The organism is uncultured Stenotrophomonas sp. (assembly GCF_945952405.1).
GTDB lineage: Bacteria > Pseudomonadota > Gammaproteobacteria > Xanthomonadales > Xanthomonadaceae > Stenotrophomonas.
Genome location: NZ_CAMFIA010000022.1, coordinates 44,411 through 61,384, shown reverse-complemented (window position 1 = coordinate 61,384; position 16,974 = coordinate 44,411). Strand labels below are relative to the sequence as shown.

Annotated in this window: 19 protein-coding genes and 2 tRNA genes; 10 read left to right on the top strand and 11 right to left on the bottom strand. The window is 67.4% G+C overall.

Annotated features, from left to right (window positions below):
- Window positions 1-72: 72 nt before the first annotated feature.
- Window positions 73-717 carry a 2-polyprenyl-3-methyl-6-methoxy-1,4-benzoquinone monooxygenase gene (gene coq7 / locus Q0P60_RS17760; protein ID WP_294996661.1) on the bottom strand — a complete coding sequence of 215 codons (645 nt, stop codon included), beginning with the start codon at window positions 715-717 and terminating at the stop codon, window positions 73-75.
- Window positions 718-914: 197 nt separating this feature from the next.
- Between coq7 and rplM the strand changes: the two genes are divergently transcribed.
- Together rplM and rpsI are read left to right on the top strand one after the other, a co-directional pair.
- Window positions 915-1,343 (top strand): 50S ribosomal protein L13, encoded by a 429-nt coding sequence (rplM, locus tag Q0P60_RS17755; RefSeq protein ID WP_005414692.1) that lies wholly within the window; start codon window positions 915-917, stop codon window positions 1,341-1,343.
- Window positions 1,344-1,345: 2 nt separating this feature from the next.
- Window positions 1,346-1,738, top strand: coding sequence for a 30S ribosomal protein S9 (gene rpsI, locus Q0P60_RS17750; RefSeq protein ID WP_005411311.1), 393 nt, complete (start codon window positions 1,346-1,348; stop codon window positions 1,736-1,738).
- Window positions 1,739-2,032: 294 nt separating this feature from the next.
- Here rpsI and Q0P60_RS17745 read toward each other — a convergent pair.
- Window positions 2,033-2,107, bottom strand: a tRNA-Gln gene (locus Q0P60_RS17745).
- 58 nt (window positions 2,108-2,165) lie between these two features.
- Window positions 2,166-2,242: transfer RNA gene (locus tag Q0P60_RS17740), tRNA-Met, on the bottom strand.
- Window positions 2,243-2,362: 120 nt separating this feature from the next.
- Here Q0P60_RS17740 and Q0P60_RS17735 point away from each other — a divergent pair.
- From Q0P60_RS17735 to bfr, 3 genes are all read left to right on the top strand, one after another.
- Window positions 2,363-2,983, top strand: a complete 621-nt coding sequence (locus tag Q0P60_RS17735) for an RNA pyrophosphohydrolase (RefSeq protein WP_294996656.1) — start codon at window positions 2,363-2,365, stop codon at window positions 2,981-2,983.
- 108 nt (window positions 2,984-3,091) lie between these two features.
- The gene (locus Q0P60_RS17730; RefSeq protein WP_294996653.1) at window positions 3,092-3,301 is read left to right on the top strand and encodes a bacterioferritin-associated ferredoxin; all 210 of its coding nucleotides are present in this window, start codon (window positions 3,092-3,094) and stop codon (window positions 3,299-3,301) included.
- A 143-nt stretch (window positions 3,302-3,444) separates the two neighbouring features.
- On the top strand, window positions 3,445-3,915 hold the full coding sequence (gene bfr, locus Q0P60_RS17725) for a bacterioferritin (RefSeq protein ID WP_005419804.1): 471 nt from the start codon (window positions 3,445-3,447) through the stop codon (window positions 3,913-3,915).
- A gap of 1 nt (window position 3,916) precedes the next feature.
- On the opposite strand, the gene Q0P60_RS17720 is transcribed toward bfr, so the two are convergent.
- Genes Q0P60_RS17720 through Q0P60_RS17710 form a run of 3 tightly spaced genes read right to left on the bottom strand, consistent with a single transcriptional unit; the run spans window position 3,917 to window position 8,689 of the window.
- On the bottom strand, window positions 3,917-6,142 hold the full coding sequence (locus tag Q0P60_RS17720) for a hybrid sensor histidine kinase/response regulator (protein ID WP_294996649.1): 2,226 nt from the start codon (window positions 6,140-6,142) through the stop codon (window positions 3,917-3,919).
- Window position 6,143: 1 nt separating this feature from the next.
- Entirely contained in the window at window positions 6,144-8,030 is a 1,887-nt protein-coding gene (locus Q0P60_RS17715; RefSeq protein ID WP_294996646.1) for an EAL domain-containing protein, read from the bottom strand.
- A 44-nt stretch (window positions 8,031-8,074) separates the two neighbouring features.
- On the bottom strand, window positions 8,075-8,689 hold the full coding sequence (locus tag Q0P60_RS17710) for a DUF4126 domain-containing protein (RefSeq protein WP_294996643.1): 615 nt from the start codon (window positions 8,687-8,689) through the stop codon (window positions 8,075-8,077).
- Window positions 8,690-8,868: 179 nt separating this feature from the next.
- On the opposite strand from Q0P60_RS17710, the gene Q0P60_RS17705 reads away from it, so the two are divergent.
- The 5 genes from Q0P60_RS17705 to ampE all read left to right on the top strand — a co-directional run bounded on the left by Q0P60_RS17705 (window position 8,869) and on the right by ampE (window position 12,658).
- The gene (locus Q0P60_RS17705; protein WP_345780348.1) at window positions 8,869-9,612 is read left to right on the top strand and encodes a DUF6776 family protein; all 744 of its coding nucleotides are present in this window, start codon (window positions 8,869-8,871) and stop codon (window positions 9,610-9,612) included.
- Window positions 9,613-9,616: 4 nt separating this feature from the next.
- On the top strand, window positions 9,617-10,081 hold the full coding sequence (locus Q0P60_RS17700) for a polymer-forming cytoskeletal protein (protein WP_294996640.1): 465 nt from the start codon (window positions 9,617-9,619) through the stop codon (window positions 10,079-10,081).
- Between the two features lie 31 nt (window positions 10,082-10,112).
- On the top strand, window positions 10,113-10,505 hold the full coding sequence (gene erpA / locus Q0P60_RS17695; protein ID WP_005419789.1) for an iron-sulfur cluster insertion protein ErpA: 393 nt from the start codon (window positions 10,113-10,115) through the stop codon (window positions 10,503-10,505).
- A gap of 225 nt (window positions 10,506-10,730) precedes the next feature.
- Complete coding sequence (gene nudC, locus Q0P60_RS17690; RefSeq protein WP_294996637.1) at window positions 10,731-11,636, top strand: NAD(+) diphosphatase; 906 nt, start codon at window positions 10,731-10,733, stop codon at window positions 11,634-11,636.
- A 134-nt stretch (window positions 11,637-11,770) separates the two neighbouring features.
- On the top strand, window positions 11,771-12,658 hold the full coding sequence (gene ampE, locus Q0P60_RS17685; protein ID WP_294996634.1) for a regulatory signaling modulator protein AmpE: 888 nt from the start codon (window positions 11,771-11,773) through the stop codon (window positions 12,656-12,658).
- A gap of 227 nt (window positions 12,659-12,885) precedes the next feature.
- Here the strand turns inward: ampE and Q0P60_RS17680 are convergent, their stop codons facing one another.
- From Q0P60_RS17680 to Q0P60_RS17660, 5 genes are all read right to left on the bottom strand, one after another.
- Window positions 12,886-13,311, bottom strand: a complete 426-nt coding sequence (locus Q0P60_RS17680) for a DUF2752 domain-containing protein (protein ID WP_294996631.1) — start codon at window positions 13,309-13,311, stop codon at window positions 12,886-12,888.
- Between the two features lie 43 nt (window positions 13,312-13,354).
- A complete protein-coding gene (locus Q0P60_RS17675) occupies window positions 13,355-13,633 on the bottom strand; it encodes a CD225/dispanin family protein (RefSeq protein ID WP_019661492.1) in 279 nt (92 codons plus the stop codon).
- Window positions 13,634-13,667: 34 nt separating this feature from the next.
- Window positions 13,668-13,955 (bottom strand): CD225/dispanin family protein, encoded by a 288-nt coding sequence (locus Q0P60_RS17670; protein ID WP_005419784.1) that lies wholly within the window; start codon window positions 13,953-13,955, stop codon window positions 13,668-13,670.
- Between the two features lie 182 nt (window positions 13,956-14,137).
- Window positions 14,138-16,027 carry an MFS transporter gene (locus tag Q0P60_RS17665; RefSeq protein WP_294996626.1) on the bottom strand — a complete coding sequence of 630 codons (1,890 nt, stop codon included), beginning with the start codon at window positions 16,025-16,027 and terminating at the stop codon, window positions 14,138-14,140.
- An 83-nt stretch (window positions 16,028-16,110) separates the two neighbouring features.
- Window positions 16,111-16,905 carry an SDR family oxidoreductase gene (locus Q0P60_RS17660; protein WP_294996623.1) on the bottom strand — a complete coding sequence of 265 codons (795 nt, stop codon included), beginning with the start codon at window positions 16,903-16,905 and terminating at the stop codon, window positions 16,111-16,113.
- Window positions 16,906-16,974 lie beyond the last annotated feature (69 nt).

Here is a 16,974-nt window from a genome sequence, read left to right as displayed (position 1 = left end):
CCAACGGTCGGGCCCCACCATCGGGCCCGCCGTGTTTTGGGGTAGGCCCCCACCGTGGGTGGGGGCGCCCGTTCAAATGCGGTAGGCGATGGCCTTCATCACCCTGGAGGCCAGCGCCATCGCGCCCGGGATCGGGAACGGCAGGCGGCGTGCACCGGCCTGCTCGGCGTGGTCCGCATGGCGGGCCTCGTCCTCTTTCATCACCTGGATGACCGCGCGGCTGCGCAGATCGCCGGCCGGCAGATCGACCAGGTGCTCGTCCAGATGGGCTTCCACCTGGCGTTCGGTCTCGACCACGAAGCCCAGGTTCCAGCCGTCGCCGCGCAGGCCGGCGAGGGTGCCGATGGTGTAGCTGCCGGCGTACCACAGCGGGTTGAACAGGCTGGGACGGCTGTCCAGCTCGCCCAGCCGGGTGGCACACCAGGCCAGGTGATCGGTTTCTTCCTGGGCCGCTTCCAGCAGGTGTTCCCGCGTGGCGGGGTCGCGGGCCACGGCTGCCTGGCCGAAATACAGGCCCTGTGCGCAGACCTCGCCAACGTGGTTGATCCGCATCAGGCCGGCCGCGTGGCGGCGCTCGGCGCTGTCCATGCCCGGCTCATCGGTGCCAGCGGCCGGGTAGGGGCGGGCCGCCGGCGGGTTGCCGAACACCGTGTCCAGGGCGCGCTGCGCCTCGGTCAGCAGGTGGTCCAGCGGGGTGGTCTGGCGGAGCACGGTCATGGCGGTACACGGTGGGGCGGAAGACCCCGCGATTCTCGCCCGGCCCCGCCGCCCTGCCAACCCGGGGCACGGCCTGACTTGCGCCGGGGGCTTGACCTGCGTACAATCCCGCCTCTTACGCTTCACCTTTCACAACGCGTGGCAGAGTTCCGGCGAGTCCTTCGCCGCAATGAGCCCGACCTAACCTAGAGTTCTTCATGAGCACTTTCACTGCCAAGAACGAGACCGTCCAGCGCGACTGGTACCTCGTCGACGCCGAGGGCAAGACCCTGGGCCGTCTCGCCACCGAGCTGGCCCGCCGTCTGCGTGGCAAGCACAAGCCGGTCTACACCCCGCACGTTGATACCGGCGACTACCTGGTCGTCATCAATGCAGAAAAGATTGCCGTCACCGGCAAGAAGCTGCAGGACAAGATGTATCACCGTTTCACCGGTTACATCGGCAACCTGAAGACCGAGTCCCTGGCCCAGGCGCTGGAGCGCCACCCGGAGCGCGTGATCGAGATCGCCGTCAAGGGCATGCTGCCGAAGGGCCCGCTGGGTCGCCAGATGTACCGCAAGCTCAAGGTCTACGCCGGCACTGAGCATCCGCACGCCGCACAGCAGCCGCAGGTTCTGGATATCTAATCATGGCTATCACTCAAAACTACGGCACTGGCCGCCGCAAGTCCTCCACCGCTCGCGTGTTCCTGCGCAAGGGTTCGGGCAACATCACCGTCAATGGCCGTCCGCTGGACGAGTTCTTCGGTCGTGAGACTGCGCGCATGATCGTGCGCCAGCCGCTCGAGCTGACCAAGAACACCGAAAGCTTCGACATCCTGGTCACCGCCGCTGGCGGCGGCACCACCGGCCAGGCCGGTGCGATCCGTCTGGGCATCGCCCGTGCTCTGGTCGAGTACGACGAAACCCTGAAGTCCGAGCTGCGCAAGGCCGGCTTCATGACCCGTGACGCCCGTGAAGTCGAGCGTAAGAAGGTCGGTCTGCACAAGGCCCGCCGCGCCACCCAGTTCTCCAAGCGCTGATCCATTGCGCCTGGTTGGGCTCCTTCGGGAGCCCGCTGGCTGGAAAAGCAAAAGCCCGGCTTCGGCCGGGCTTTTGTCGTTTCAGGGCCATGCATTTCCTGTGGCCTCCTGTAGAGCCGAGCCGATGCTCGGCTGCTCTTCATGGAGAGGGTAGGGTCAGATCCTTTTCCTTTGGAAAAGGATCTGACCCTGGATCTGACTCTTGCCGACAGGCGCAGGATAAGGTGTGGAATGCGTGACCAGACAAAAAAGAAAAAAGCCTGATCTTTCGATCAGGCTTTTTTCTTTTTTGTTTGGCTGCCCCGGATGGATTCGAACCACCGAATGCCTGAGTCAGAGTCAGGTGCCTTACCGCTTGGCGACGGGGCAATGTAACGTGAAGCTATTTTCTCACTTTTCACACTGAAAAACAACTTGATTTTCAGTGTGGTGGCTATGGGTGGACTCGAACCACCGACCCCAGCATTATGAGTGCTGTGCTCTAACCGGCTGAGCTACATAGCCTTGGTGAGCCCGCTATTCTGCGGATGTGTATCGCCCCTGTCAACACTTTTGTGTCGTGCTTGTGGGCCGACAGAGGGCATGGGATAGTCCCGGCCAGTAGATTTTTTAGGAGTCCGCATCGTGATCGATCCGGACGGCTATCGACCGAACGTCGGCATTGTGCTGATGCGGCAGGACGGCCAGGTGTTCTGGGCACGACGCGTGCGCCGGGATGGCTGGCAGTTCCCGCAGGGTGGCATGAACACCGACGAGACGCCTGTCGAGGCCATGTATCGTGAACTGCAGGAAGAGACCGGCCTGCTGCCTGAGCATGTGGAAGTGCTCGGGGCAACCCCGGGTTGGCTGCGCTACAAGCTGCCGGCACGGGCGATCCGCCGCAACGAGCGGCAGGTCTGCATCGGCCAGAAGCAGGTCTGGTTCCTGCTGCGCCTGACCGGCGACGAATCCCATGTGCGGCTGGACCATACCGACTCGCCCGAGTTCGATCATTGGCGCTGGGTCGACTTCTGGTACCCGGTCGAGCACGTGGTGATGTTCAAGCGCGGCGTCTATGCGCGTGCCCTGCGGCACCTGGCGCCGTTGGCGCGCGGGGTGGCCGGGCAGGGCGTCACCGCCATGCCCAAGAGCGCCGCCGAGGCGTGGATGCCGGGCCATACCGCCGGCCACGATCGCCCCCGCAAGCGCCCACGGACCCGTGGCTACTGGCCGAAGAAGGCCCAGAGCGACGGGCCGGCCAGCTGAGCGGCTGAACGGTATCGAGAATGGTTCAGGTCCCTGATTGACAACCATTCTCGTTTCCATTGGAATAGCCAACAGGCCGCTTCTGGCCTGTCAGCCTGGTTCACGCCTGTGTACGTCTGCATCTGCAACGGAGTCACCGACCACCAGATCCGCGAAGCCGCCAGCCATGGCGTCAGCTCGGTGGCCGAACTGACCATGCGTACCGGCTGTGGCGCCACCTGCGGTTCCTGCCTGGACATGGCAGGCGAGCTGCTGGCCAAGGCGCGTGCCACCCACGATCTGCCGTTGCCGGTACTCGGCCTGGCCCAGGTCGCCTGATCGTTTCCTTCGCGGCGCACTGACGCCGCGCTTTCGCCTTCTTCACGTGCGCCCGCTCTGGCCAATGCGCACGATTCGCGTTCCTTCACCCGCGCACGCGAGGCGTTAAAGTGCCTGCGTTTTCAGCGTGCAGGAGCATCCCCATGAAGGGCGACACCAAGGTCATCGAATTCCTCAACAAGGTCCTCTACAACGAGCTGACCGCGATCAACCAGTACTTCCTGCACGCCAAGATGCTGAAGAACTGGGGCATCAAGGAGCTGGCCGAACACGAGTACAAGGAATCGATCGACGAGATGAAGCATGCCGACATGCTCGCCGACCGCATCCTGTTCCTCGAAGGCCTGCCGAACTTCCAGGCACTGGGCAAGCTGCGCATCGGCGAGAACCCGACCGAGATCCTGCAGTGCGACCTGTCGCTGGAGCGCGATGGCGTGGTCACCCTGCGCGAGGCCGTGGCCTATTCCGATTCGGTCGGTGACTACGTCAGCCGCCAGCTGTTCGTGAAGATCCTCGATTCGGAAGAAGAGCACATCGACTGGCTGGAAACGCAGCTCGACCTGATCGAGCGCATCGGCGAGCCGAAGTACCTGCTGAGCAAGCTGGAAGAGTGACTCAGCCGGCCTGGCCGGCACGATGCTGCGCCAGGTAGCCCGTCAGCGCCACGCGCGCGCGGGCGAATTCCGCAACCAGCAGCGCCACCGCCACTGCGGGGCGCTGCAGGCTGCCACTGCGGGCTTCGTGTTCGATCCGCTGCGCGACTGCCGACAGCGACAGTGCGCCGACGTTCGCACTTGATGACTTCAGGCTGTGCGCGACGGCCTGCAGGCGCGCTTCGTCGCCGCCCTGGGCGGCCTGCTGCAGCTGCTGCACCAGGGCTGGAGCATCTTCCAGGAACACCGAGATGATCTGGATGGCGGTATCGCCGATCACCGCGCGCAGTTCGTCCAGTACCTCGCGATCGAGCACCGGTTGCGTCACCGCTTGGCCTTTCGTCTGCTGCAGAGCCGAGCCCTGCTCGGCTGATGCAGCGCGACTGCTGTCGGCCGCCAGCCGAGCATGGCTCGGCTCTGCAGAAGGCCGTGCAGATGATGCGGCTTTACCGCCCGCCCAGCGCTGCAGCAGGGCGTGCAGGGTGGTGCGGGTGATTGGCTTGGACAGGTAGTCGTCCATGCCGGCCTGCAGGCAGCGTTCGCGGTCACCGGCCATGGCATTGGCGGTCATCGCGATGATCGGCAGCCGCGTGCACCCACGCTCGATTTCTTCCGCGCGCCAGTGGCGGGTGGCGGCATAACCGTCCAGCACGGGCATCTGGCAGTCCATCAGCACCACATCCACGCCGCCCTCGCGCAGGGCGAGCAGGGCCTGCTCGCCATCGGCGGCATTGCGGACCTCGCACTCGAACACGCGCAACAGCTGCTCGGCCACCATCCGGTTGACCGTGTTGTCCTCCACCAGCAGCACGCGCAGGTGCAATGGCGGCAAGGCGGGCGCGGCTTGCCCCTGGTCGGCGTGGGCCAGCAGCGCGGACGGACGCGCCTGCGCGACCGGCGCAGCCAGCAGTGCATGCAGTGCTGCGTCCTCGACGTGCGCAGGCAGCCGGTGCTGGCGCGGCCGCGCCGGAAGCGGATCGTCCTGCAGCCACAGTACCTGCAGCGCGTCGTCCATGCCGCGTTCGGCCAGGGCCTGCTGCAACGTGGCCTCGGCGCCGCGGCGCGCGCGTGCATCGACCAGCAGCCAGGCCGGCGCCGGTTGTCCCGGTCGCGGCACCGCGCGCAGGCGCTCGACCACTGCCTCGGGTTGCGCCAGTACCTGCACCTGCAGCGCATGATGGCCCGCGATGCGCTCGACCCGCGCCTGCAGCAGCGCATCGCTGCTGAACAGCAGCAGCGGGGCCGCAGCGCGCGCGATCGCCGGCAGGTCACCCGGCACCTTCAACAACGGAATCTCGAACCAGAACGTCGCGCCCTGGCCGGGCGTGGACTGCACGCCGATGCGCCCGTGCATCAGGTCGATGATGCGCTTGCAGATGGCCAGGCCCAGCCCGGTACCGCCGTAGATCCGGGTGGTGGAGGCATCGGCCTGGCTGAAGGACTGGAACAGGCGTGCCTGCAGCGTCCCGTCGATGCCGATGCCGGTGTCGATGATCTCGAAGCGCAGCTGGTGCTGCGCGGCACCTTCGCCCAGCCGCTGCACGCGCAGCTGTACCTGGCCACGCGCGGTGAACTTGATCGCGTTGGCCAGCAGGTTGCTCAGCACCTGGCGCAGGCGCACCGGGTCGCCACGCACCGGCAGGCGCACCGAAGGATCCAGCTGCAGGCCCAGCGACAGGCCCTTGGAATCGGCGGCGCGCTGCAACAGCTGCACCACACCATCGAGCAGGTCGCGCAGGTTGAAGCTGGTGATCTCCAGCTCCAGTGCCTGCGCTTCCAGCCGTGAATAGTCGAGGATGTCATCGACGATGCGCAGCAGCTGCTGGGAGCTGGCCGAGGCGGTGGCCAGCATCTGCCGCTGGTCCTCGCCCAGTGGGCCACGTGCGATCAGCTCCAGCATCGGCAGGATGCCGTTGAGCGGGGTGCGGATCTCATGGCTCATCGTGGCCAGGAACTCGCCCTTGGCCAGTACCGCCGCTTCCGCGGCCTGCTTGGCCTGCAGCAGCTGCTGTTCCAGCTGCCCCTGGCGTTCGGTGGTGCGGCGCAGCTGGTCGCGCTCGCTGGCCAGCGTACTGCGTTCGCGCTGCAGCACGGCCAGCGCACGATTGCGCGCGCGCAGGCGCAGCCCCAACAGCAGCAGGGCGACGGCGGCCGCGGCAAGGGCAGCCAGCGGCAGCCACAACGGCACGTCAGAGCACCGCGTTGTGGAAGTCGAAGTTCAGGTCGCTGCCTGCCGACTGCACCATGTTGCCCTGGATGTAGTCGACACCGCCGATCCACATCGCGGCGGCGGCCTGCGGATCCTCGATCTGCTGGCCGATGATCTGTTGCCCGGCCGCGTGCGCGCGCTCGATCGCCCGCCGCAGTTCCTCGCGCGTGGCCGGGTTGGAGTGGCTGCTGGAGAAGCGCGCAGCCATGCGCACGAACGACAGCGGCAGGTGGGTCAGCAGCGCATCGGCTTCGCCCCCCGGCTCGAACTGGCTCAGGCAGAAGCGTACGCCGGCACTGGCCATGCGCTGGCAGAACTGCAGCAGGGGCACGGTGTGGATCAGCGCGTCGGGCAGGCGCACATCGATCACCAGCGCGCTGCCGGGCAGGTCACGTTGCTGCAGCGACTCCAGCAGCCAGTCGGCGAAGGCATCGCGCTGCAGGGTGCGCAGCGACTGCGAGACGAACAGGTTCAGCGGCTGCGTAGCGTGCCGGTACAGGTCCAGCAGGCCCAGCGCGTGGTCCATCACCTGCTGGTCGAGGTCGGCGATGCGCCCGGCGGCTTCCGCGGCCGGAATCACCTGTCCGGCCGCCAGCACGGTGCCGTCGGCCTGGCGCAGGCGAAGCAGCAGCTGGTACTGCGCGGTGTCACCGCCGGCAACGGCGACGATCGGCTGGTAGGCCAGTTCGAGCTGGCCTTCCAGCAATGCCAGGTGTTCCTGTTCGCTGATCACGTCACGGTGAACGTGGCCGGCCACGCCGGCACTCAGCAGGCGCGCCTGCAGGGTGGTGCGCTCGACGGCTTCCAGCGCACTGCTGGCATCTTCGAAGCCCGACGACAGCGGCGCATAGCCGACCACGCCACGCAGGTGCACGGACTCGTCGTCGCGGATCACGAAGGCGCGGGCTGACAGCTGCTCGCGCAACGCGGCAGCGATGCCTTCCAGGCTGTCCTCATCAATATTGCGCGCCAGCAGCAGGAAGCTGTTGTCGTTCAGGCGTGCCAGCAGGTGCGGATGGCCGGCTTCGGCCAGGCGCTGCCCGGCCTGCACCATCAGGCGCTCGAAGGCGGCATAGCCGAAGCGCTCGCGCAGGCCCAGCGCACTGGAGATCTCCACGAACAGCACGCCGCCCTGGTCGCGATGGGCCAGCGCGGCGTTGAGCTGCTGCAGCACATGGTGCCGGGTCGGCAAGCCGGTTTCCGGGTTGCTGGTGGCCGGGGTGCCGGATGCACCGGGCAGGGTCGCGGCCTGCGCACGCGCGCGGCGGATGCGGTTGGCGACCGCCGCGATCAGGTGGCGTGGGCGGATCGGCTTGCTCAGGTAATCGTCGGCGCCACTGTCGAGCACTTCGAACTGGCGCTCCGGGTCCGGATCGCCACTGAGGAACACGATCGGCAGCAGTTGCAGGCCGGGCTGCTGGCGGATCAGCGCGGTCAGGCGCATGCCGTCCAGGCCGGGCAGGTGCAGGTCCATCAGGATCAGGTCGGGGCGATGCTGCTTGATCGCCTGCATCGCGCCGTCGGCATCGCTGTGCACGATCGCCTGCATGCCGGCGCCATGCAGCACGCTCTGCGCGAACAGGGCCTGGGCGCGGTCGTCCTCGACGATCAGCACACGATAGGGCGAATCGGAGGGTGACGGTGCGTGATCGTTGTTGCCGGCTTCGGCCTGCGCCAGCGGGCCAGGAAGCGGGGGCGGCGCACTGCCGGTGACGGCCGCAGTGTCGACCGCGGCCAGCGGCGTGGCCGCGAGCGGAGCCGCCGTGCCGGTGCTGGCCCGCTCAGCGGTCCAGCGTTGCCAATGATCGGCCGGAGGGGTTTCAGCGCGTCCCGGGCGGGCGCCCGCGGGGGATTCGTTTGCGGCCATCGGTGCTCCTGGTGTTCGCCTCCATTATGCGGCAAGCCCGGTGATCAACCGGTGCCGGGCTGCCGCGGCGGCGCCGATGCGGTGCGCGCCAGCCAGCGCACGCTCTTCCACAAGGTGCGCCAGACCAGCCACACCAGCAGCGCGCCGGCCAGGCTGCAGGCCAGCACCACCACCAGCGCGATCCACGGGTGCGCCAGTGCCAGCGCCAGCCCGCCGATCACCACGGTGTCTTCGGCGGCGGAGGCCACCCAGTTGCTCGCGGGTTCCGGCGAGGTGTTGAGCAGGGCACGGGTGCCGGCCTTCAGGCCATGACTGGCCAGCGCGACACCGGCGCCGGCAGCGAGCGCTCCGGTTCCCAGCTGGCCATCCGGCGACAGCGTGGCCGCGGCCAGGAAGGCGCCGGCAGGGACGCGTGCCAGGGTCTGTACCAGGTCCCAGACCGAGTCCACGCCGGGAATCTTGTCGGCGAAGAATTCGGTCACCGCCAGCGCCGCCGAAGTGCCCAGCACCCACCACGATTCGGTGGCCTGCAGGGCAGGCGGCAGGTCGACCCAGCCGAGCAGGCCGGCCAGGCCGACGCCGAACACGGTGAGGTAGACACGGATGCCGGCCAGCCAGGCCAGCAGGATGCCGATCACGAACAGGTGGGCTTCGGTCATGGCGGTGCTCCGGCGACGGAACTGTGCAGGGGGCCACACTATCGGCGATGGCGTGGCTGAACGCCACAGACCGGCGCCGGCCGCTGCGCAGGAAACCCACCCGTCCTGTCATACACTAGCCCGTCGTTTGCCACAGGGGCCGTACCGGTGTCGCCCTCGCGATGCCCCGGAATCCACCCATGAACAACCGTCCTCCCATGCGCGTGCAGGTGCGCCTGCCCGGCGCGCCGCAACCGCCGGCCGACCGTCGCCGCCTGCTGGTGATCGGCGGCATCTGGCTGCTCAGCCTGGTGCTGGCGGTGCTCGGTGGCTGCTGGATGGCCACGCCGCGCGATGCCCAGGGCCAGCGCCTGCAGGCCGCCGAGAAGCGTGCAGAGACGCTGCAGGCGCAGCTGACCGAGCTGCGCCAGAAGCAGGCCACGCTGGAAGCCTCCGACCGCATCAGCCGTGCCGCCAATACCGAGGTGCAGTCCTCGCTGGCCGAGCGCGATGAGGAAATCGCCGGTCTGCGGGCCGACGTCGCCTTCTATGAACGCCTGGTCGGGTCGACCAGCCAGCGCAAGGGCCTGAACACCCACTCGATCGAGTTCAGCCCGGAAGCGGCCGGCACCTGGCAGTACACCGCCGTGCTGACCCAGAACCTCAATCGCGGTGCCATCAGCCAGGGGCAGATGCGCTTCACCGTGGAAGGCGTGAAGAACGGCAAGCTGGCCACGATCAGCTGGGATGATCTGCACCAGCGCAGCAAGGTACCGGGGCAGGACTACTCGTTCCGGTACTTCCAGCAGATCACCGGCAGCGTGATGCTGCCGGCTGACTTCACCCCGCAACGCGTGCGGGTGACATTGGGGAGTGGTACGGGGGGTACCACCCAGGTATTCGACTGGAAACAGGCCGGTGCACCGGCCAGCAAAGGGGAGTAGGCAGATGTTCGGAAGCAGCAAATCCAACCGTGAAGGCCAGCTGGTGGTGGATGCCCTGATCGGCAACCAGGTGGTGATCCGAGGCGATGTGGAATTCAGTGGTGGCCTGTATGTGGAAGGCCGCATCCACGGCAAGGTGATCGCCGCCGAAGGCGCCAGCGGCGCGACCCTGACGGTCGCCGAGCATGGCGTGATCGAGGGTGAGATCCGGGCCCAGGTGGTGGTGATCAGTGGCCGCCTGGACGGCGACGTGCATGCCACGGAGAAGGTCGAGCTGACCCCGAGCGCACGGGTCAACGGCAACGTCCATTACCAGGTGGTGGAGATGAATGCGGGCGCCCAGCTGAACGGCCGCCTGATCCATGCCAGCGCCCCGCTCGCGGCGCTGCCGGCCCCGGAAGGCGACGACGCCAACGCCGGCAAGGGTGACACCGCCGCCCGTCGCAAGCTGGCCGAGGCGATGGCTTGAAAGCCATCGTCGGCACCCCCATGCTGACGGCATGAGCACGCTAGTCTCCCTGCCCGGCGCCACCCCGGTTGCCGCGCCCGATTACCAGTCGCTGGAGCGCCCGCTGAACTTCACCGAGTCGGCGGCCGCCAAGGTCAAATCCCTGATCCAGGAAGAGGGCAACCCCGACCTGGCCCTGCGCGTGTACATCGAAGGGGGTGGCTGTTCGGGTTTCCAGTACGGGTTCGAGTTCGACGAGAACCGTGCCGAGGATGACCTGGCGGTGCAGACCAGCGGGGTGACCCTGCTGGTCGACCCGCTGAGCCTGCAGTACCTGATGGGCGCCGAGGTGGACTACACCGAAAGCCTGACCGGTGCGCAGTTCGTGATCCGCAACCCGAACGCGAAGACCACCTGCGGCTGCGGCAGCAGCTTCAGCATGTAAAAGCCCTTGTGGCCGGGAGGTGCCAACCAGGGTTGGCACCCCAGTAGATCCACGCCATGCGTGGATGCTGTACCTGCGCGCCATGCGTGGATGCTGTACCTGCACGCCATGCGTGCATGCTGTGCCTGTACGCCATGCGTGGATGCTGTACCTGCACGCCCACAACGGCAGAGTGCGCACAGCGCCGACCTTGCCACCCGCAGCGATTGGCGGCACGCTTGCCGGATGCCCAATACTCCTTCGCCGCTTTCCGGTTTCGCCTTCGTTGGCGAACCGCTGGAGCGCGCCGATGCCCTGCGCGAGGATGCCGATGCATTGGCGCGCCTGTGGCCGGGCGCGCGCATTCTCGTGCTCGACCAGGACGGCAGCGCCTTCACCGGCGATGACGACCAGCCGCTGGCGCTGACCGGCGCCGACATCGGCGGTGGCCCCGGTGCCGCGATCTTCCTCGGCCTGCGTGGCGAGCAGGCCTGGTTCTCGGTCGAAGCCGCCAACGTGACGGTCACCGCGCCACGCCGCCTCGACCTGCGCCAGGCCGCACTGCTGTGGCCAATGGCCGATGCCACCGCCTTCAGCTACGCCCGCGGCATGTCCTACTGGCATTCGCGCACGCGCTTCTGCGGCGTATGTGGCGGTGCCGTGGCATTTGCCCGTGGCGGCTTTGTCGGCCGCTGCGCGCAATGCGCCACCGAACACTATCCGCGGGTGGATCCGGCGGTGATCGTGGCGGTGGAGAACCAGGGCCGGCTGCTGCTCGGCCGGCAGTCGAACTGGGCACCGCGGCGCTACTCGGTGCTGGCCGGATTCGTCGAACCCGGCGAGACCTTCGAGCAGACCGTGGTGCGCGAGGTCCATGAGGAAAGCAAGGTGCGGGTGACCGCCTGCCAATACCTCGGGTCGCAGCCGTGGCCGTTCCCGGGCGCGCTGATGGTCGGCTTCCGTGCGCAGGCACACGACGACCTGCCGAGCGTGGATGGTGAGCTGGAAGATGCGCGCTGGTTCAGCGCCGAAGAGGTGGGTGCCGCGCTGGCGCGCGATACCGAGGACGATGGCCAGGGCATCCGCCTGTCGCCGCCGATCTCGATCTCGCGCGGCCTGATCGAACACTGGTACCGGCAGCAGAAGGGTTGAGCCGGGTCGCCCGCAGCGCCTGTATTGCCGCCACCTGAACACGGCCCGGGTTACAGTGCGGTTCACCGCTGAGAGCACCGCTGCGACAGGTAAGGTAGCGACGCCGAGCGTTCTGTTTCGTAGGGAGACCTGCCATGTTCACCACTCTGGCCGCCGTGCTGGTGGCACTGGCCCTGGGCCATGTCGCCCCGGCCGCTGCCGCCTCGCTGCGCCGTTTCGACGGCTTCCGGCGTTGGCTGGGCTGGCTGGATGCGCGGGGCGGCAAGGCCTGGCAGGGGCCTGCGGGCGTGGCGCTGGCGCTGCTGCCGCCGGTGCTGCTGATGGCATTGCTGGCCTGGTTGCTGCGCGGGGTGCTGTTCGGCCTGCCGTCGCTGCTGCTGGGTGTGGCGGTATTGGCCTGGTGCTGGGGGCCGCGGGATCTGGACCGCGATATCGAGGCGATCATCGATGCCGACGACGCGGCCACACGGCAGGCCGCGGTACGCAACCTGCAGGCGGCCGGGGGCAGCCTGCGCGAGGACGTGCCGTCGCTGGTTGAAGCGACCGTGCTCAACGCGCTGCGGCGCTGGTTCGCGGTGCTGTTCTGGTTCCTGCTGCTGGGCCCGGCCGGTGCGCTGGGTTACCGGCTGCTGGCACTGATGGCGGAAAGCCCGATGCGTGCCCGCGTGCCGGTGGAGCCGCTGGCGCTGGCGCAGCGACTGCTGGGCTGGATCGAGTGGCCGGTGGCCCAGCTGATGGCATTCTCGATGGCGCTGGTGGGCAACTTCGATACGGCCTGGAAGGCCTGGCGCCAGGCCCATGGCGAGCGCCTGGCGGCGAACATCGGTTTTCTCGGCGCGGTGGCGCGGGCCAGCGTCAACGCCGAGCTGCGCGAAGACGCGCACGATTACACCGAGGCGGGACTGTTGCCGGTGTGGCAGCGGTTGCCGGACCTGCGTGACGCGATGAGCCTGGTGTGGCGGATGCTGCTGCTGTGGCTGGCCATCCTCGCACTGCTGGTGATCGCAGGCTGGGTGACGTAGTTGTATTGCAGGGTTTGCAGCCCCACCCCCGACAGTTTCCCGGTGACGGATGTTCTGTAGAGCCGAGCCATGCTCGGCTCCGAGCAAGCGCAGCGAAGCGATCCGCTTCCGCTTTTGATCTTCTTTTTCTTTTCCGTGGCGGACGCACACGGAACCGCCCGGCCAACCCCCAGGCTTTTGCCTTCAAAGGTCGCCCGCCACGAGGGGCTGCGCCGTTGGCCGGAAACCTAGACCGGAGCCAGCGCGGTGAACGGTGACCACGGCAGGTTGCGCAGCAGCGCATAGCCGGGCAGCACCCAGAGCCAGAACGTGGGATTGGCCAGTACCCGCATCAGCGGGTCGAGCACGCGCGGGCGGATGCCGGCGATGTTCAGCAGCATCAGCAGCAGGAACGGCAGGCTGATCACCAGCAGCGGGTTCATCGCCATCGCGCCCGGCAGGTCGAAGTGGATCAGCGAATACAGGCAGCGCGTGCTGCCACAGCCCGGGCAGTACAGGCCGGTCAGCGCGTACAGCGGGCAGCTCGGCAGCGGATTGCCGGCCACATACGGATTGACGTTGCACAGCACCACCGTGGCACCGGCGGCCAGGCCGGCAGAAACCAGCAGCGGCGCCCAGCGGGCGAGTCGGGAACGAGCGGGAAGCGTGGACATGCAACAACGGATCCGGCGCATGCGCCGGATCCGTCCAGGCGTATCAGTAGCCGCTGTTGCTCATCGCGCCCATGCCGCCGAGCACAACGAAGAACAGCACGTACAGCACGACCACCACGGCCCAGGCGATGGCCGACCAGATGGCCCACTTCTTGGCCTTGGCGGCGGAGTCCTGGGCACCGGCGATGTCGCCGGCAGCCAGCTTGCCGTTGACCTGGGCGGCGTAGACGATCGACACGATGCCGGCCGGCAGGCAGCAGAACAGGGTGGTCAGGATGGCCCAGACCAGGTTGTTCGGGACCTGCGGAGTAGCGGTATTCATGGGTTCAAGCTCCTTGATGGGTGGTGGTGGTGAATCATTGGTCGGAAAGAGCGCCCAGTACGGCCAAGCCGCCGAACAGCCCGAACCACAACAGCAACAGGACCGGCAGGGCCACGGCCGAAGCCACCGCCCACCAGCCCGCCTTGCGCGACGCGCTGTAAGCCCCGGGCAAGTCGCCGGCCGCGCGGCGGCCATCGACCTGGGAGGCATAGACGATCGACACCACGCCCAACGGCAGGCAGCAGAACAGCGTCGTCAGGATCGCCCAGACCAGATGGTTGGGGATGTAGACCGGACGGCTGAGCGGTGGTGGTTGATTCAAAGCGAGACTCCATTCCTTGGTGGCCGGCGACGATGAATCGGCCGGACCTCCCCCCTGTGGGTGCGTAATCTACCGCAACCAGCGTTGCATGTATGCGTTTACAGACACGACAGGTCGTATTCGCCACTTGACGGTGGCGTATGTGGGGAGGTCGCCCGGCCCGCCTGGCGAGCCGGTCTGCGTCAGGCGTGATCGCCCCGCAGGGCCCGTACCTGGGCCTCCAGCAGCGGCGCGGTGGAGGCATGGCCATCCACCGCCGGTGCCGCCACCACCTCGACGGTCGCACGGAATCGGCGCGGCACGCGCATGCGGCCAAGACGGCTGTCGCGCCGGCTCCACATGCTCGACCACATCCCGCGCAGCGCCATCGGTACCACCGGGACCGGGCGTCGCTCGAGGATCTTCTCGACGCCGGACTTGAACGGCGCCATCTGCCCATCGCGGGTCAGCGCACCTTCGGGGAAGATGCAGACCAGTTCGCCCTCGGCCAGCGCCGCGTCGATCTCGTCGAAGGCACGCTGCATCAGTGCCGGGTCTTCGCGCGCGCCAGCGATCGGGATCGCCTTGGCGGTGCGGAAGATCCAGCGCATCACCGGGATGTTGAAGATCTTGTAGTACATGACGAAACGCACCGGGCGCGGGATCGTCGCCGACAGGATCAGTGCATCCATGTAGCTGACGTGGTTGCAGACCAGCAGCGCCGCGCCTTCGTCGGGCACGTTGGCCTCGATGCCGTGCGGGCGCAACCGGTACAGGGTGCGCACCATCAGCCAGCTGAGGAAGCGCATCAGGAATTCGGGAACGATGGTGAAGATGTAGATCGCCACCAGCGCGTTGGCGATGGCCAAGGCCAGGAACTGCTGTGGAATGGTCCAGTGCAGCAGCTTGTGCGCGGCCAGCGACAACAGCGCCGCAGCGACGATGAAGCCGGAATTCTGGATGTTCAGCGCGGCGAACACGCGCGACATCTGTGCTTTCGGCGTACGGCTCTGGATCAGCGCGAACAACGGCACCACGAAGATGCCGGTGAACAGGCCGATGCCGACCAGATCGATGACGATGCGGATGCTGCCGGGCTGCTGCAGGAATGGGCCGATGGTCAGCCCATGCACGCTGGCCTCGCCACTGCGGGCGAAGTACAGGTCGAGCAGGAACGCGGTCATGCCGAACGCGCCCAGCGGCACCAGGCCGATCTCCACCGTGCGCGCCGACAGCTTCTCGCACAGCAGCGAGCCGATGCCGGTGCCGACCGAGAACAGGGCCAGGGCGAAGATGTAGAGGGTCGGTTCACCGCCCAGGTTGGTCACCGCGTAGGCCGGTAGCTGCGAGGTCAGCACGGTGCCGACGAACCAGAACCAGGACACGCCCAGGATCGCGTTGCGCACCGCCTTCTGCTGGCGCGCCATGCGCAGTACCGCCAGCGATTCGGGCAGCGGGTTCCAGTTGATCTTCAGGCCCGGGTCGCCGGCATCGACCTTGGGAATCAGCCGTGCGGCGATGTTGCCGCAGATCGCCAGGCCGATGATCGCGCACGCCGCCACCACCGTGCCGTGGCTGCCGGCCACGGTGAACACCAGGCCGCCGACGATCATGCCGGACAGGATCGACATCGAGGTGCCCATCTCGACCAGGCCATTGCCACCGGTCAGCTCTTCGGGCTTGAGTACCGACGGCAGCACCGAATACTTCACCGGGCCGAACAGGGTCGACTGCATGCCGGTGCAGAACAGCGCGACCAGCAGCACCGGCAGGCTCTGGGTGAGGAAGCCGGTGGCCGCCAGCGACATGATCACGATCTCCATGGTGGTGGTGATCACGATCAGCCGCGATTTCTCCAGCTTGTCGGCAATCTGCCCGGCCAGTGCCGAGAACAGGAAGTAGGGCAGGATGAAGATGGCCGGTGCCAGCGTGGCGTACAGGCCCAGTTCTTCCTCTGGCACGGCCATGAACAGCAGCATGCTGATGATCGCCTGCCGGTACACGTTGTCGTTGAACGCACCCAGCGCCTGGACCACGAAGAACGGCAGGAAACGGCGCTGGCGCAGCAGGGCGAACTGGTTGTGACCGGACATGGAGCCTCCTTGACCGGCGCAGCCTAGCATTCCTGCCCATCTGCTGTGGGTGCGGACCGTGGGTCCGCACACATTGAAAGGCCTCAGACGATATCGTCGACCACGCCGCCATCCACGCGCAGCGCAGCGCCCGACGTGGCCGAAGCCTGCGGCGAAGCCAGGTACACCACCATGTTCGCTACTTCCTCGACCGTGGCAGTGCGCTGGATCAGCGAAGACGGCCGATGCGCCATCACGAACTCGCGGCCGATCTGTTCCAGCGGCTTGCCACTGCGCTGGCGTTCATCTTCGAACATCGCGGCGAAGCCATCGGACAGGGTCGGGCCGGGCAGTACCGCGTTGACGGTGACCCCGCTGCCGGCCACGCGCTTGGCCAGGCCACGCGACAGCGACAGCTGTGCGGTCTTGCTGACCCCGTAATGGATCATGTCGGCCGGAATGTTGCGCGCCGATTCCGAGGAGATGAACAGCACGCGGCCCCAGCCGGCCTGGACCATCGCCGGCAGCAGTGCACGCGACAGCCGCACGCCGGACATCACGTTGGTCTGCCAATAGCGTTCCCAGGTCGCATCATCGGTTTCGAAGAAGTCTTCGGGGCCGAAGATGCCGGCGTTGTTGACCAGGATGTCGACCCTGGGCAGGGCGGCCAGCAGCGTTTCGGCACCGCTGGCGTCAGACAGGTCAGCGGCGACGCCGAGCACGTCGGCCCCGGGTACGGCGGCGAGCAGGTGCTGGCGGGCGCGTTCGACGCTGGCGGTGCTGCGGCCATTGACGATGACCCGCGCACCGGCCTCGGCCAGGCCCTGGGCAATGGCGAGGCCGATGCCGGCGGTGGAGGCGGTGACCAGCGCGGTGCGGCCACTGAGTTCGATCTTCATGGGGGAGGATCCGGGGCGGGGATGGGCCAGTATCCCCGCGCTCAGGTGATCGGAATGCAGCGCCGGATG